The following is a 16,320-nucleotide window of genomic DNA, read 5'->3' as shown; positions in this document are numbered from 1 at the left end:
GTGCATTTGAGTCGACAGTGTGGAGCAGAACTTTGACGCTGGCGAATAGTTGCAAGCCTGGGCAGTATGGATCCGACGGCAACATCAAATAATGCGATTGAATGCGCTTCTTTTTGCGATGTATTGCGTGAGAACTGGCAGCACTACCCTCGTAGCTCGCAATGCGTTCCGTATCTTTATTCGGTCCTGCGCACCGCGGTGTCTGACGTGGCCACGTTTTTGCCCGCCCAGAGGTGGCGACATGCTCCGCGCAGGCCAGAGAGCGCGTGACGCCCACAGCCCAGTGCGCTGATCACCCATGAAAACCCAGCGTGACGCCGCGCTGTTAGGCCCATAGGTCAAGTCAAAATCGCGCGACACGACCTCGCTGCCCCGGACGCGGATCGTCGCCAAGAATCCCACTTCCTTCCAGGCGGTTTCCGGGATCGCCGCGATGTTGCTGCCGCGGAAGGTGAACCGGGGCTGCAAGGCCGGCGAGAAGCAATACCATCCTAGGCAACTTCTTCTCAGTTGGTGCCATCGGCCTGCGCATCGAGGAGTCGCCAAATACGTCCAGATGCTGGTCGTCATAGAAAGTCAGCACCAACTCATTCCGCGCGGCGTGCCCGGCATCTGGGTCTAACGCCGGCTCTTTCATGTAAGCTCACGCGGCGAGTTCGCTATCTTTTGCGAAACTTGAAACAATAGACCGGTTATAGTCGGTGGTTTGATGGCCCATCGAATGGCTGCTTTAGCGCATGAAAGCTCGTGCGCTTTTGGCCTGGAATGTGCGGCGGATTCGCGTGGATCTCGGTATTCCGCAGGAGCAATTGGCTTACGATGCGGACATTGACCGCTCATACACGGGCGCTGTTGAGAGGCAAGATGCGAATCCAACAATCGATCCGCTCGATCGGATCGCTAAATCGCTTGGCGTCCATTTATCTGAGTTCTTTATCCAACCGCCAAAGGAGCAACGTCCCATAAGACATTGCGCAAAGGTCGCAACCCGGCTCGTCCACACCACAAGAAGAAATAGCGCTGTGCTCGCGTGAGTTCGCTAAAACGTTGTAATTTGCTGGACGGGAATTTCGAAAGCTGCGGAATCGCAAAGGTTTCACGCAGGAGAGATTCTTATAGCCTTCGGCAACAATACTTCAGCGGGTTGGAGTGTCGACGCAATCCCACTGTGTGAATCTGTTCGCGCCTTTCCTCCGCTTGAATCAATATTGATTGCCTCTTCTGATGTTGGCTCACCTTTTGAAATTAGTTATCGGCCAAAGTGTGTGCGTTCCGTGGAATTGCCGCCGGTTGGCACGTATCTAAGGAATGGGCAACGCGCATGATGCGGTTGATTCCGCTGAGGGCCGCGGCATCCGCGGGCGAAGAACCACCGCGATCCGAACCAATTGGCCAAGAACCGGCCGAGACATTCGTCGTGGCTCGGAGCGAGCCGCTCGAGCATTTAGTCAAGAAAACGGATAACGATCAGAAATCGTGACACGAACCTGGCTCTTGTTCGGTTCTGGGCGCGCCACCAGTGTTGGCTAGCTTGTCGTATTCATCGGCGACTTTCAGGAGCCTGTCCCTGGGTTGGCCGGGGCCGAACGAATCCGCTTTGATTCGCGTTTGCTTGCGCACGAGCTCGCCAGAGTTGTGGATCGTAGATCGGTCTGTATGGTGTCATGTAGATGAGGATGCATTTCCAAGATCAAGGAAGTGCGACGGCTGACCTCCGTATCATTACGTAGGCTGCGATCCGTAAGGACCAGAGACCCAGTCCTCCTGAATGCTGAGTACGCGGCAACGGACGAGCCCAGCCTTCCCGGATTACTTGGCGCGTCTTTATCGAAACGTCGGTGAGGGCGAGTGCGAGCTCCGCGATGCTGCGCCGGTGATAACCGTGGATCGATAGCCTCCTACGTGAAGGTGCGCCAGAACGGACTTTTCACAGGTTCGGTGATCATCGCGGTGGGTCACGGCGAGAGAAACGTTGAGCGCGCCTCGTCGGCCGGGAAACTGGCGCGAGCATTATAATTTTTGAAAAGCGAGCGGTGCAGTGCCTCGGCCTTCTTTAGGGGCCCATGCTCGGCCAGAACGCCGCTCGAGAGCCAAGAGCTTTCATCGCACCGTGAGTTCCCAAATAATCCGGACGTGCCCCTCTGGAATCGAGGGGCGGAAAATATGCATATTCCTGACACGCAGCTTACTCCTATTAATCAAATTCAGGACGCGCCCGACATCTCCCTGATCAGAGAAGAGCACATACATCACGCCCTTGTCATTTAGGCGGCGCCGCGCACCTTTGAGAGCCGAGGCCATGACATTGTGATCTTCATCGAAGCAAGAGCGCTCCAGGTCGTCTTTCGCTTTACGATTCCAATAGGGGGCGGCAAAGAGAATGATGTCAAATTTTTCTCCGGAATGCAGCCCAGAATAGGTGTCGCTATAGCGCGCCTCGGCTTTGTCCGAGTAACCTAACCTCTCGATGTTTATCTTCGTCGTGAGGACGGCTTGCGGATTTATGTCGAGTGCCACTAGACAGCCTGCGCCGGCACGGAGCGCTGCAAGCCCTAGTACGCCTGATCCGCATCCCAGATCGAGTACTGTCGCGCCAGGTTCGATGTGCCACTTCGACATCAATGCGTCGGGACCGTGACTTAGGCGTGGTGACAAAACACCAGGCAGGACGTGCAGGGGCAGACCGCTTACTTCCACGTCATGCGGGCGCTCGCATAATCGCAGTTCGGCTAGCATCGCATCTACGTCAGTCGTTTGGCGCCTTACAGATACGCCTAGCGGGGCATTCATCTAACTCTCCATCTTGTGGTGAAAACAACATCGCGAGACGCCGGCGGCCAGCAGGCCGGTCTGGCGAACTGCTTCAGCGTCCGGCAAGCGGTGAGCTGGGAAGCCGGATAGCCGGCCTCATATCGCTCTCCATCAACCGACTGCCAACGATAGCGCGGCTGTTCCCGCGCCTGCTCTCTCGGAAATGGGCACACGGCTTTAGAGAACATCTGTCTACACGTCTGAATGCACAGCTTCACTCGGTGTTGCTGCCCCTCAATAGCAACGGCCGTGCCAGGAACGCTAAGCGCAGCAAGCGCCTATGATTAGGCTCTGCGGCATGCTGGCATTCGCTCGCCGAGCACCGTGATCTGCCTGTATCAGGCGGTAGCCGTGCCGAGGACCATACATGAAATCCTCCTCTTGCCGCACCATGCGCCAGTGCGAGCTAGAGGAATCGCTCGCAACTTTTCGGCCGAACGTCGCGTTTGCAGACACGCTGGCGATCTACTGACATTTGTCACGTCTGGTTTCCGACAGAAGCACGAACTGCGCTCACCTGATCAGTTTTCGGGTTACCGAAAGCTGCCCAGCGCCTGCGGCTCTGGGCATTGACCCGATTCTCGCTTTATGCCTGTCCTCAGCGCCGACTGCTACGTTGTGGCAAAATGTCCGGTGCTGATGCGGTAGTCGCCGCCAATCGCGGCATCCTTGTGCGATGACTAGCCCGTGTCGCGCCAGCGCCATTTCGCGGCGCCCATCACCAGGGACGCTGGACGGTGTTGAGCGATAATGCCGTGTCTCAGTTTGAAATTGAGGGATCAGCCCTTTTCCCAGGCCGCTGCTGCCGCTCTGGCGATCCCAGACCGCTCTTGAGCGGAAAGATGCTTTTCCCGGACCTTCGGCCCTTCTTACCGCCCTTATCATGGCTGGCCGATCGCAACCGGCGATCCTGATGAGCCCACTGGCAAGTCCCAACGATACCGCGGCTGCTCCCGCGCCTATTCTCTCGGAAATGGACACACGGCGTTAGAGAGCGTCTGTCTGACGTCTGAATGCACAACCTCAGTCGGTGTTGCTGCCTCGCAATAGCAACGGCCGTGTCAGGAACACTAAGCGCCGCAAGCCTATCGTTAGGCTCTGCGGCATGCCGGCCCTGGCTCGCCGAGCACCGTGATATGCCTGTATCAGGCGGTAGCCGTACCGAGGACCATACATAAAATCGTCCTCCTGCCGCACCATTCGCAGCCCGAAGCACCCTCCCGGCGCAACGTAGGCGACATCCGGCAGACAGCGACCCGCTGTCATATCTCGCTCATTCTTAGCGGGAAAGATGCCGTTGGACCGGGGATCGCTCACTTCTGTGTTTTCGTCCACAGCATGCCATGGCACCATACATGCTCAACGCCTCCCCACTGGCAGGCCGTTGCGACATTCGGGAAGAAACCGCGTCCATGGTTGTTCGCACTCGTGTTGCAAAGCAGTGGAATACCCGTAAGTTTCTCATATTCGACGAGAAGCTTGGCGACTTTGTGCTGGGACGATCTGGGAATGGTTTGCAATCGCGCAGTTCCGTCCAGATGTACAACGGCGGGGACTTTGTCCCGCCATTCTGCTCGTGTCTGATGATCAAAGAGCATGTAAGGGTCCGGCGTTCCAGGGCTGAAAATCTCCGGGGCACGATCCTCCAAGCATATCGGAGCGACCGGCCGGAAGTGTTCGCGAAGTTTGATATCGTTGAGATGATCCTTCATTCGCGGCGTCGTCGCGGCTGCAAGAATGCTTCTACTACCCAGTGCCCGAGGCCCAAGCTCGGCGCGGTCGGCAAAGAAAATCACCGGCTTGTTGCTGGCGAGAATGGTCGCGAGTTCACTCATGCTACACGGCGCGGCGTCCCATTCGGTCGGCACATCGCTCGGCTGCAGGGCTGGACCGCTATAGACTGACCATTGTAGCGGCACGAAGCCTTTGTCGGCCGCCACTGCCGAGCAAGCGGCACCGATTGCCGATCCGCTGTCATTCGGAAAGGGCGGCACCCAGACAGCATCGAACAGGCCGCTGGCGCGTAGTGCACTGTTCCATTTTATGTTGAGAGCGCAGCCGCCTGTTATACACAAGTTGCGCGACGGAAAACGTGAGTGGCGCTGCAAAGCACGCGCCATTTCGCGAACGAGCAGACGCTCATGGAAACGATGAAACGATGCAAGCACATCTTCGGGAGCCTTGGACTTCAACCGCTGCGCGCTGGCATCGACGTAATCATGCACAGCTTCAAGCGCAGACTCCGGACTGTCAGGACGGGCGAGCTCTGCATTGGTCCCAAAGTGCTCCTCGTAAAGCTCCTGAAAGACCTTGACGATGTTTTCATCAACAGAGCCTAGTGCGATATAGGCCATCAACTTGCCGGCAACACCGAGGTCCCAATTGGTGCGCGTCGCCTGCTTATACGGTCCGAAGTGATAACCTGCGGCCGCATAGGCGTGCCCAATCATTGGGAACAGGCATTCGATGAACTGGGCGCCGCGGAGTTCTACATAATAAAGACGTGGAAAGGTGCCGCCGTCCCACACCAGACAGAACGCGGGTTGTCCTGCTTTCGCAAAGGGACTCGTGCAGTATGCGGCGGCCACATGGCCCGTAACGTGCGGATAGCTCCTGTACGGAAAGGATTTGCCGCCCAGTATCAGGCCAGTGCCGTCGCGCGACGTTAGCAGGCCATCGGCATGACTTTCAATATACGGCGCACCTTTGAGAGTAATTGGCGTAGCCCCACTGAGGACCTGGAATTCCGACTCCCCCTCTCCCCACCAGCCGTCGAGGACGAACTGATCAACATCCGACGCATCCAGCCCCTGCTCCGCTAAGGCGACGACAACTGCATCGAGATTGTCAATGCTTTGATATCGCGGATTGTTGTCCCGCTTCTCCTGCTCAACACAAAAAGCAAGTCGTCCGTCCTCGATAAGAGCAATTGATCCGTCATGCGTCAGCTTGATACCGCAGATGCGCATAGTGCCTCCATGTTAGCCCCAGACAATTCGATTAATTTGAAGACCGTCTTCGCTGCCGAAAGCAGCGAGCAAGCAGACGCACTCGAACGATCAACGCTTCGTCAGCGCTTCCCGGACCATCTCTGCATCAGCGGCTTGACGCCCAGCGTTCGAGCGGTATCACACGCAGATCCGAGTACCAGATGCCCGCCTGGCGTGAGCGTGCGCATCTAGGCTGCGGATGCGCATTTCAGCCAGGTCATGACCTAAGACGGGACTTCCAAGACCATCAGGTCCCCCGTCCCGATCGAGATCGGATTTCGGATCACGACTTATATCTAGCCCTCATTCTCAGTGGCACGACGTCATCTCGATAGCTGGTTGCAACTAAGGCGCCTCCCATTCTGCGTTCTCGCCCGTAGCCACAGCATGATTTGGGCCAGTGCAAACCAGAGGAATCTGGTCGCAATTTCTCGGCCGAATGTCTCGTGTGCAGACACCCTGGCAATTTACTTACATTCGGCACGTGTGGTTTCGGACAGAAGCAGGGACTACGATTACCGATTCAGTTTTCGAGCTTCCGAAAAATGCGGAAGCGTGCGGCCCCGAGGCCTTGAACGGCCTTGGCAAGGCCTGCCCTCAGCGCCGGCCCCTGCGTTGTGCCATAGTGTCCTCCCCAATCATCATTGGCGCGCGTCCTCGGATTGCGAAATCAACCACGTGAGGGGAATCGCCGTACCCGTCGAGCGATGCGACTAGAAACTCCCGGAGCGCCTTACGCACCTCCGGATCCAGGTCCTTCGAAGGCGGAACGGCAGCTCGATCCAATCTGTCTTCAACCCCATAGGTTGCAGCAGCCTGCCCCGGGGTGGAGATGACGTAAATCGTGGTATGGATTTATCGCTCTTTCACTTGTTTTCATGCGATCGACAACGCATGTACGATCATTGTAAGGGCGTCGCCGGTTACCTCCGACCATGCCATTCGCCAGTGGTGCGGAACGACGAAGCTTCGAGGCTAAGAGAAACAACGCATGCGATATTCGTGGCTTCGCCCTTGGGTAGGACAATTAGAGCCCAGAATTCGATATGCGATCCGGCGGCGGCAGATCATGAACCGAGAATTCAAACGTGCATTGCCGTGAACCCACTCCGATCGCCACGACGAAGGGAGTCATAAGCTTGAGTGAGAGCCCACCTCTTTTCCTACCGCTTCTTTGCGGAACACTCGCAACGGTCAGCTGGAGCATCGGCAACGTTCTGTCCAAGGCCGCGCTCTGCTGCATCGAACCGCTCTCGCTTCTGACAGCGCAGTTGGCTGTGAGTGCCGCAAGCCTGACCGTACTATCGATCTTCTCAGGTGCGCCGCCTCGCTTGAGCGATTGGCGTGCTGGCCTTGCCGGCATCCTGCAGCCGGCGCTTGCGTCTGGTCTGTCGATCTTCGGACTATCGATGCTGCCGGCGTCGGTAGAGGCGATGCTGTTCGCAGTTGAACTGCCGATGGTCATACTTCTTGCGTGGTTGATCCTTGGCGAGATCCCTAACCGTGCTATCGTCTTTCTCTGTTTGTTGGCTTTTGCGGGGGTCGGCTTTTTGCAATGGACCTCTGAATCTGCTCCTTCCGCAACGCCGGGACTGGGGGTCGCTCTCGTACTCGCCGGCGTGCTATTCGCCTCACTCTACAGCATAGCGGTCCGTGTGATGTCGCAAAGCGTGGACGCGTTGCGCCTTACGACAACGAGCCAGATCGCCGCATTTGCAGTGGTCGTATTTGCGTGGATTTGCGTTCGCCCATTGCCGACGCTCTCTGTGGTCATCGGCGATATTGTCCCGGTGGCCGGATCCGGATTGCTGCTCTTTTCGATCCCCTTCCTCCTCTACGGGATCGCGCTGCAGCGAATGAGCGCGACAGCCGCCGCTCTGTTGCTACCGCTCGTTCCCGTGCTTACATCCATTTTCGCATCTATCTTCCTTCGGGAAACTCTGACCGCAACACAGTGGCTGGGGGCCGTCGCGGTTCTTGTCTCGGCGCTGGGAATGCCCCTGGCCTTGCGCTCCCAACCCCATGGCTCGGAAAGATCACCCCACTCGCCTGTCGGGAGAAAGCTTTGAAGAAGGAGCTGGGCAACGCGCGCGCTGTCAACTCCGGAACGGGCGGTCGAACGTGAGTTATTGCGAGCGCAGTCAATTGCGGCTCCTTGACGAGCCAGCCCTCAATCCTAGTAATGTGCGGGTCGAGCTTGGACGGCCATGCGAACCCTGGTCTTGTAAGGCCGACGGCAGCCTCGGTGCGTGGCACGCGCCTCGCCGGCCGTCACCGTGCTGCGGAGGGTTTCTTGGCGAACGTCGCTGCGGTTGCCGGCGCGGAGCTCGTGCAAGCGGGTTGCAGGCCGCGCACCTGTCCGGCACGACGACCGACGCAACTGCCAAGTTCCTCGTGGTTTGTGCGAAACTCGGCCATGAGCCCCGACCGGATGGAGCGAGCGATACTGATCCACATAGGCGCCGCTTTACAGCCGCGGTCACCTTGGCATGCGCCAGCGCGCGCTGATAGGGCGTCAACGGAGCATGATAGCGCTTGATTACTTTAGAGCATTTTCCTACCTGACGGAATCGGAAGTGATTCGCTTGCGGCAAATCGTGATTCACTCTGAGGGCTGGTGATGGAGGCCAGCCCCATCGCTAAACCGCTCTCGCCGCACCTTCGCTTTCGCATAATTCGGCTGTGGGCAGTCATTGATCGTCCGGATCGGAACTTTCCGTCGGATGGTCGAATAGAATCCGGCACGGCGCCGCCGCCTACCGCCGCTCGCCGCGACCCTTACGTCGACGAGCAGGCGGTCGATGGTTGAAGGGGTGATCGCGAAAACAGGATCACGATCTGCCAGGCCAGGCTTCAATCGCCCATGTTGCTCAAGGGCCGGCAGCAAGACCGGAATCATCACGTTGAGCCGCTTGCCGCATACCCGGTCCAACGCCTCCCACGCCGTCATCGCGTCCTTGATCGTCGCGCCACATCTACGTCTGCGCTCTCGCGGTGCCTTGACCTGTCAGGCCCAACCGCCTCGTGTTGCCGGCGTGCGGGCCTGCGAGGGCCTCACCACCCTCCTCGATCAACGCACGCAGCTTCGCCGCGCAGCATACGGTACCTCTATTTTGAAATAGCCGACGAGCGGCACCTCTCGTGCAAGACGAACAAGAATCGGCACCGTCAGCGTCACGCCGCTGAGCGGTGCGTCCTGGACCATGATCGCAATAGGGGCTGCGTCTAATCAAGTCTTCTCAGCCTCGATGAGTCCATCAAGAACGTTCAATGATTCGAACAGATAGTAGGATCCGAAGATCGTCTCTGCTTTGTTGGCCGAGTCCTGAGCGCGTGCATCGCGACGTTTATTGAAACAGCCGCCGACCAACATTCCGGGCGGGCGGGGATCGTCCGGATTTGTTGGCGTCAGATAGGTCTCGATCAGGGCCTTTGCCGTCCGTTCGCCTGCCTCACGATATCTGACGCGCAGTGCCGCCGTCGGCGCGAGCCGCGCCAGCTTTAGCAGCGCCGAGCACGTGATTGCAGTTGCCGCCGTGTCCGTCTCCGTCTTGGGAATGTCAGGATCATCAAAGTCCCAGAACGCGACCATGCTCGCTGGCACGTGCGAAAGCCACCAGTCCGCTCCCGCCATCAACTGCTCCATCCAGCGCGTCTCATGAGGATGGTGAGCAAGCGCGATCGCCGCATAGACGAGCCCCCAAGCTTGCGCCCTGCCCCAGACACTCGTGTCGCTGAATCCCTTGTGGGTGAAATGGCGGACTATCTTGCCGGTGGACGGATTTAGCTCACTCGACTGAACGATTGAGCCATCGGAGCGCATATGAATGTCGAGCACGCGCGTGGTATGGCGCGCCGCAATGCCAGCGTATGAGGAATCGCCTGTCCTTGCGGCGGCCCAATACAGAAGCGGGACCGCCTGCAGAGAGTCGATGCTGCTGAACGAATTGCCAACATCTTCTGATTCCTCCGCATCGCGGCCTAGCGGAATGAGGCCAAGCCGGCAATCGAATTGCGTCTTGAGCGAGGTGGCGGCATCCAGTGCCAGGAGAGCCGCGTCCTTGTCTTGACACAGTACGTCGCCAAGAGCGACCCCATAGTAGAACCCAAAGCCCTTGAACGCGGTTTGCAGCTGCGCGCGCGGCTTCAAGCGGCTGCTCCAGAACCGAGCTGCATCGAGGTATTTCGCCTCGCCAGATCGCCGCGCGAGCAGCCACAACATACCCGGCCATGCGCCACCGGTCCAATCGCCGTCCGGCGTGGTCGTCCATTTACCGGTCGAGCTGTCTGCCCAATGCGGGAACTCTATTTTCATCGCGGCAAGCGTCTGATCGACTCGTGCTTGCATCAAGTCTATTGCGTGTGCCCAGCGCGACTTGCTCATATCCGATACTCCTTTGCCACTTGCCGAAATCCCAAGGCACCGTTCCCGGTGCTAACCGTCCAATGTCCGACCGATTTCGCTTCGGCCGAGCCGATGGCTTAAGCGGGTCAGGAGCACGCAGCTGCGTTCTCCAGCTATCGCTCCTGATCACGAGCAAACGCTCAAGGGCTATCCGCCTCAGCCCGATCGTCACGCGCATGACCAGTGTGTACATGCGCTCTAGCATGCCTGCCGTGATGCGCGTTGGGAGCGTCATCAAGCGGCGCGCGAGGACGTAAAGGCGCCGACCGCCCCCTTGCTGGAAAGGTCTTCAAGTTGGTGGTCGTCGTAGCCGAGCTCTTTGAGGATTTCCTCGGTCTGAGCCCCAAGTTTCTGAGGCGGCAGTCGGACTTCGGGCAGCTTGCCATCATAGCGCACGGGATGGCTGACGAGCGTGATCGGCGCGCCCGTCGCCCCGCGGACGACCTGGAAGTTCTTGTTGTGCACGACCTGCGGATCGGTCACGACATCTGCATAGTCATTGACCGCGGCGTGCCAAATTCCGTGGGCCTCGAACAATGCGATGCATTCGGCCGTCGTGCGCTTTGCGACATTTGCGGCGATCGCAGCGGATGCCTCGTCGCGTCGGCGATACGCCTCTTTGTCTGGAACGCGCTGATCGGCCGGAACATCGAGCGCCTCCGACACTGTGCTGAGAGATCCAAGAGAAATCGCCATATGACCGTCACGCGTCGGATAAATGCCGTAAGGCGCCCCGTAGTACCAACCGGAGATCGGTCCCGGCTGACGGACATCGTCAGGCCGCTCGCCGTTGAGGTAACAAGTAAAGGATTCCATCTGCAGATCGAGTGCAGCAGACAACAGGCTGACATCAACCCGGCACCCCTGTCCGGTGCGCGTTTTCCTCACAAGCGCGGCCAGAATGCCAGCCGCAAACAGCGCAGCACCATGGTGGTCGACCGCTGAAACACCTACGGCCCTTGGACCCTGCTCGCGGCTTCCAGTAATCGTGGCCAGCCCCGATATTGCCTGCACCAGTAGATCCTGACCGGGACGGTAGACGTAGGGCCCATCGGGACCGTAGCCTGAGGCCGCAGCATAGATAATTTGCGGATTGATCTTCTTGGCGTCCTCGTAGCCGAGGCCAAGCTTGTCGAGAACGCCGGGGCGGAAGTTTTCAGTCATGACATCCGAGGTCGCGATCAACTTCCTGGCAATCTCAATGGCTTCAGGTTTCTTCAGGTCGAGCGTGAGACTTCGCTTGTTGCGGTTCCCGGTGAGCAACAGCATGGACTGCCCATCGACCCGCTTGTCTGCTCCGCCCCATTTCCTCTGAAAGGCGCCATCTGGTGGCTCGACGGCAATGACGTCCGCCCCGAGATCGGCGAGAAACTGCGCAGCCACGGGGCCCATCAGGAAGTGATTGAAGCTCAGGACGCGAACGCCCTTCAAAAGATCGACCATGGTCTCGCTTTCAGTTTTCTTGGATCAGAGGTGTTCTATTTGGCTCGGCCTCTGAAATCGATTTCAGAAATAAGCGTCATGATGTGCAGAGTCAAGCAAAATGGGCGGCCTGCCAACTCAGCGCCTGCCCATGTACCAGAGTTCCACTGGATAAGACGGATCGGGCGTATACAGAGCTTGAGAACGCTGGCTGTCCAATGTTCTAACGTGGATCGGACTCATGCCATTGACTGAGCGACCAGACCGGATGGATAAAAAACCAACAATCGAGCCCAAAGGACGCCAGCAACCGCGCGTGAAGATCGAAGATGTCGCGCGAAAGGCCAATGTGTCCCCTGCGACCGTGTCGCGCGTCCTCAATCATCCCGAAATCGTGAGACCGGAGCTCCGGGACAAGGTGATGCGGCACATCACCGACCTGTCCTACACGCGAGACAGCGCGGCGAGAGCCTTGAAGTCGGGACGCATGCGCACCATTGGAGTCATCGTTCCGACGCTGGCGCTCGGCATCTTTGCCGAAGGAGTTGAGGCGCTGCAGAACCGCCTCAGCGAAAGCGGCTATACGCTCTTCATCGCGAATTCCCAATATGATCAGCGCCGCGAACTTCAGGAACTGCAGAGCCTCATCGAGCGCGGCATCGATGGAATTGTACTGGTCGGAGGCTCCCATGGACGTGAACTGAGGGCTCTGATTGAACAAGCCGGTGTGCCTGTGATCACGACGTATGTTTCGAAGGCAGCTGGCGGCATTCCCGCGATCGGAATCGATAACGAAAGCGCCACGCGCGAGATGACCGAGTATCTGTTGCGGCTTGGACACGTCCGTTTCGGCGCGATCGCCAATGTTGTTGCTGCGTCCAACGACCGGTCCCGCGCGAGGCTCGAGGGCATTCAGCGCGCGCTTTCGGACGCCGGCCTCCCGCTCAGGCCCACCCAGATCATTAAGGCCGACTATTCGCTTGCCCAGGGTCGCAGCGCTCTTCGTCAGCTCCTCACCGACCACCCCGACACGACGGCGGTGATCTGCACCACCGACACCCTTGCCATCGGTGCAATGGCAGAGGCCCGCAAAATTGGGGTCGCCGTGCCGGCTACCCTTTCCATCACAGGATTTGACGATGTGGAGCTGGCGGCGCAGACGGACCCGCCGCTCACAACAGTCAGTGTTCCGGCAGCTGAAATTGGCCGAGGAGCCGCCGATTATCTGATCAATGCGATCGCTGGAAGCCCACTTCCCAGGAGTGTCCTGTTGCCCTATCGACTGGTCATGCGGTCATCGACCGGGCCGCCGAGATCTAGCGAACGCCCGCCGCGTCGCAGGCGCAGCCCGGGCTGAAGCTGCCGCTGCCGACGCGCTGTCACTGAAATCGATTTCTTCTGCGCTACCCAAGTTCGGGCGGCTGCCACGCTGCGCGAACATATCACCGGTGGTGGCACAAGTGGACGTGGCTGAACATGCCGCGGCCGTGCTGCCCGCAAAGCGCTGGAGCGAGAAAGGAGAGCAACTCACACGACGTTTTCCCCTTCTCAGTGCTCGCGCTCGGTGTGAACGGAGTGGACAGGCGCATGGTGGTGAATGGCGCCAAGTTCGTGCAGCTTATGATGCAGACGATGATGTGCAAGCTCCAAGGCAGCTCGCAGCCGGGAGTGCCGCGCTTCGTCAGTCCTGGGAGCGAGCGTATCCATATAGGCGATCGATCCCTCGATTTGTGCGAGAATCGACACCGCGTCCGCAGTGGCAAAGACCGGTTTGTCGCCGACTTTGACATACACCGCACTGGTGTGGGCCGCGATGTCGGCCTCGCGCCCCGCCACACTGCCTCGAACGCGTATCGCGATCCAACAGGACTCGGTGATGCGCAACGCGAGCTGGGCGTTGCACGACAACTCGCTACATCGAACTTCATCGATGACGATGCCATTGCGGATCACCTCCACCCGTGTTGGCGCGACGCTGACCGATTCGATCCGCCAGTCGATTGTGATGGTGCCACCCGAAGGGGGAAGCGCGATCGCGCTCCCGGGGCGACGTCCTTCCACTCTCACCTCAACGAGCGGCCCGACTGTGATGAACGTGTCTCCGCTGCGTACGGCATCCATCCAGTTGCGATACGTGAAATCGCGCCCACCTAGTTGCACATAGGTCCGCGAGCCTCCGAGGAGCGCGGCAGCGTCCATCTTGTCGGAGCCGGCGACCAGTGGCAGATGGTAGCCGATGTTGAGGTAACGGTACCAGTCAGCCAGACCAAATGCGCTGATCTGCGCAGTCCGCGGGTTGAACGACATCATTTCAATGGCATCGACCAGGCCGAGCACGATGTCCGCCGCCCGCTCGGCTTGCGGGTTGGGAGCATGCGGCATCACGACAAGGCCCCCTTGCTGGCGGCAGCGCTCCGCCCAATCGGCCATGGTCGCTTCCAGAGGATCGCCGATCGCAGCCTCGTTGGGTCCGCCGCAAGACAGGGGGTTGATAATCTCGCCTTCGTAGCCGAGAAGCGATATGTGTCCTAGGACTTGCATACGGTTCTCTGTGCCGACGCGAACAAGGAACTCTCCGTCCCCGCCGAAGTGCTTTGCCCCGAGCGTCGTGCGCCCGTCGAAATCGGCCACGTTGGTGAATAACTCGCCCCATTGTGCCGCGAGCAGGTTGACGACGTTGACCCCCTCCGCCTTGCCCTCTAGCAGGGCTGTGTGCGGGCTCAGGAAATGGACGTGAGTATCGGAGCTGACCCAGCCCTGTTCGCGCCAGCGCAGCACCCTGTCCAGCTCGAAGGTGAGTTCCTCCGTGGTCGCGGTGACTTGGACGATACGGCGTAGGGGCCGCACCTCGAAGCCCCTGCTGATCTCCACGAACACGGGCCCGATCGGCAAGTCCGCCTCGCAGCTGCCATCCACATAGGCGTACTGGTTCAGCCCGTTCGTAAACTCCCCGGCGAAGTCTTCGAATCTTCCGGTATTGACCTTGCGGTGGTGCCCCTTGGGCGGCAGATACTCCCCATCCGCGCCATGCACATGCAGGCGCGCGGCGACACGCACGCCGTTGCCCTTCTCTATGATGCGGATTTTGACGGGCCTTGTTGCCGGCGCGATGGGCTCCGCCTCCAGCGAGGTGTCTCCTGCGTTCCCGGCAGCTTCCAGCGACCGAAGATCGGCAATGTGCAAGCGGCCGTCGTCGGAGCGTAGGTACAGCCTTGCGTCGGGATGGGCGGAGTACTCGACGATGACCTCGTCCTCGGAACGCACCGGCTGCACGTCGTGCTTGTCACCGAGCCAGTCCGATCTCGCGTAGTCAAGCACCGCGCGGGCGGAGATCACCGTGCCGAGATCCATGCCGATCTGTTCGCCCCGATGATCGACATCGAGCTCGCCAAGCTTATTCAGATGCACTCCGGGCGGTAGCCGCATCTTCAGCTTGCGACGAGCCTGGAGGCGCAGGGGATGCTCGGTGAGCCTTGTCGTGGTCACCGCAAAGACAAGAGAAACTTCTTGCTCCGCTCGCAAGCTTAGCGCGGTGAGCTCCTTCTCCGGATATGGATTTTGGAGCGCATAAAGCCACAAGTTCTCCCCTTGTCGATCCATGCGCCCCGATTCGGTGCGGGTCTCGCCCTGGAAGAAGCTCGCGCCCGCCGTTCTGCCGAGTGCGCAGTTTTCGCCGGTGCTTGCGTGCACGATGGGCCCCCGTAACGGCAGCGCCGCGAACGGGCTCGCGCTCCAGGAGATATGGTTCTGCTGGACCGCGAACCGCCGTAGCACCGGCACGTCGGCCTCGGTGCTGTCGACGTATCGGAGCACGTATGTCGACACCCGATCGCCGAGCGAATTGCCTTCCACAGGCAGCGTTGCCGGCCCGATCTCCCCGAAGCCTTGAGGGCTTACGGGTGGGCGGTCCGCGACCACTTGCACAAAGAGCACGTAGCTGGCCAATGTGGGCGGCAGCGCGATCACCACAGGAAGCCCCCCGGGACGCAAGGCCAGCACATCCGCTTCGGCGTTGGCGCCGAATAGAAACGGGATGCCTCGATACGTCTGCGGCCCTCGAAGCGAATCGATCCAGCCGGTGTCGCCTGGGCGGCCGCCGAACCCCTCATCGAGTTCCAGGCGGCCGGCGTTGAAATATCGCTGCAAGTCGACGGGCGCGAAGTGCGGTGACGATGGCGTTTTCATTCGATGGACTCCAGTTCATGGACCGTCGCCCATAAGCGGCCCTGGACGATGAGGACTGCTCACGTGTCCCGCTGCTGGCGAAGGCGCTCGTCCCAATCCCATGCTCTTGCCCAGCATCAAGAGATACTCGCCAGTCGACATGCTTTGCGTCTGATAAGGAAGCTTTGCCTCTGCTGGGTGGCGCAAGCGGCAGGCAGAAGGCGTTCAGTCACCGATGTAGACGCGGCCACGCCTTTTCGCGAAGTGGTAGACCACCACGCTTAAGAGCGCTATCAACGATCCGTAGACAGGAAACATCCAGGTGAGCTGCTGCCGGTTTGATGGACACCAGGTTAAGCTAATCCCACCTTGCGCTCGAACTCAACCGGGCTGAGATACCCGATGGTCGAGTGCCTGCGGATCGTGTTGTAAAATCTTTCGATATAGTCGAACACATCGGCTCGTGCCTCGTCTCTGGTTCGGTAGATCTTGTTGGCGGTCCGTTCGGTCTTGAGCGACGAGAAGAAG

Annotated in this window: 9 protein-coding genes and 2 pseudogenes; 3 read left to right on the top strand and 8 right to left on the bottom strand. The window is 59.3% G+C overall.

Features of this window, described 5'->3' with window-relative positions; all coding sequences use genetic code 11:
• Positions 1-343 precede the first annotated feature (343 nt).
• Positions 344-637 (bottom strand): hypothetical protein, encoded by a 294-nt coding sequence (locus IVA91_RS36025; RefSeq protein WP_247460740.1) that lies wholly within the window; start codon positions 635-637, stop codon positions 344-346.
• A 100-nt stretch (positions 638-737) separates the two neighbouring features.
• On the opposite strand from IVA91_RS36025, the pseudogene IVA91_RS36020 reads away from it, so the two are divergent.
• Positions 738-1,018 (top strand): annotated as a pseudogene (locus IVA91_RS36020) (helix-turn-helix transcriptional regulator).
• Positions 1,019-2,100: 1,082 nt separating this feature from the next.
• Here the strand turns inward: IVA91_RS36020 and IVA91_RS36015 are convergent.
• Together IVA91_RS36015 and nodU are read right to left on the bottom strand one after the other, a co-directional pair.
• Positions 2,101-2,790: a methyltransferase gene (locus IVA91_RS36015; protein ID WP_247276116.1), complete on the bottom strand. Its 690-nt coding sequence runs from the start codon at positions 2,788-2,790 to the stop codon at positions 2,101-2,103.
• Positions 2,791-4,124: 1,334 nt separating this feature from the next.
• On the bottom strand, positions 4,125-5,780 hold the full coding sequence (gene nodU / locus IVA91_RS36010; protein ID WP_247460738.1) for a nodulation protein NodU: 1,656 nt from the start codon (positions 5,778-5,780) through the stop codon (positions 4,125-4,127).
• A 1,160-nt stretch (positions 5,781-6,940) separates the two neighbouring features.
• Here nodU and IVA91_RS36005 point away from each other — a divergent pair.
• Positions 6,941-7,870 (top strand): DMT family transporter, encoded by a 930-nt coding sequence (locus tag IVA91_RS36005; RefSeq protein ID WP_247460737.1) that lies wholly within the window; start codon positions 6,941-6,943, stop codon positions 7,868-7,870.
• 969 nt (positions 7,871-8,839) lie between these two features.
• Here IVA91_RS36005 and IVA91_RS36000 read toward each other — a convergent pair.
• The 3 genes and pseudogenes from IVA91_RS36000 to IVA91_RS35990 all read right to left on the bottom strand — a co-directional run.
• A pseudogene (locus IVA91_RS36000) lies at positions 8,840-9,027 on the bottom strand (dihydrodipicolinate synthase family protein); the annotation flags it as partial.
• 3 nt (positions 9,028-9,030) lie between these two features.
• Positions 9,031-10,185 carry a glycoside hydrolase family 88 protein gene (locus IVA91_RS35995; RefSeq protein ID WP_247460735.1) on the bottom strand — a complete coding sequence of 385 codons (1,155 nt, stop codon included), beginning with the start codon at positions 10,183-10,185 and terminating at the stop codon, positions 9,031-9,033.
• 255 nt (positions 10,186-10,440) lie between these two features.
• Positions 10,441-11,649: a CoA transferase gene (locus tag IVA91_RS35990; RefSeq protein ID WP_247460733.1), complete on the bottom strand. Its 1,209-nt coding sequence runs from the start codon at positions 11,647-11,649 to the stop codon at positions 10,441-10,443.
• Positions 11,650-11,869: 220 nt separating this feature from the next.
• Between IVA91_RS35990 and IVA91_RS35985 the strand changes: the two genes are divergently transcribed.
• Positions 11,870-12,985 carry a LacI family DNA-binding transcriptional regulator gene (locus tag IVA91_RS35985; RefSeq protein WP_247354134.1) on the top strand — a complete coding sequence of 372 codons (1,116 nt, stop codon included), beginning with the start codon at positions 11,870-11,872 and terminating at the stop codon, positions 12,983-12,985.
• Between the two features lie 191 nt (positions 12,986-13,176).
• On the opposite strand, the gene IVA91_RS35980 is transcribed toward IVA91_RS35985, so the two are convergent.
• Together IVA91_RS35980 and IVA91_RS35975 are read right to left on the bottom strand one after the other, a co-directional pair.
• Complete coding sequence (locus IVA91_RS35980) at positions 13,177-15,813, bottom strand: CehA/McbA family metallohydrolase (RefSeq protein ID WP_247460731.1); 2,637 nt, start codon at positions 15,811-15,813, stop codon at positions 13,177-13,179.
• A gap of 332 nt (positions 15,814-16,145) precedes the next feature.
• Positions 16,146-16,320, bottom strand: a 175-nt coding sequence (locus tag IVA91_RS35975) for an IS3 family transposase (protein WP_247459310.1), incomplete at its 5' end; no start/stop codon positions are given.

Source organism: Bradyrhizobium sp. 153, from assembly GCF_023073835.1.
Classification (GTDB): Bacteria; Pseudomonadota; Alphaproteobacteria; order Rhizobiales; family Xanthobacteraceae; genus Bradyrhizobium.
Note: the sequence above shows the minus strand (reverse complement) of the source record. Positions and strands in the feature narration are given on the sequence as shown.

Coding starts and splice junctions, on each gene's coding strand:
- IVA91_RS36025 (WP_247460740.1), bottom strand. CDS start 637: ATGAAAGAGCCGGCGTTAGACCCAGATGCCGGGCACGCCGCGCGGAAT.
- IVA91_RS36015 (WP_247276116.1), bottom strand. CDS start 2,790: ATGAATGCCCCGCTAGGCGTATCTGTAAGGCGCCAAACGACTGACGTA.
- nodU (WP_247460738.1), bottom strand. CDS start 5,780: ATGCGCATCTGCGGTATCAAGCTGACGCATGACGGATCAATTGCTCTT.
- IVA91_RS35995 (WP_247460735.1), bottom strand. CDS start 10,185: ATGAGCAAGTCGCGCTGGGCACACGCAATAGACTTGATGCAAGCACGA.
- IVA91_RS35990 (WP_247460733.1), bottom strand. CDS start 11,649: ATGGTCGATCTTTTGAAGGGCGTTCGCGTCCTGAGCTTCAATCACTTC.
- IVA91_RS35985 (WP_247354134.1), top strand. CDS start 11,870: ATGCCATTGACTGAGCGACCAGACCGGATGGATAAAAAACCAACAATC.
- IVA91_RS35980 (WP_247460731.1), bottom strand. CDS start 15,813: ATGAAAACGCCATCGTCACCGCACTTCGCGCCCGTCGACTTGCAGCGA.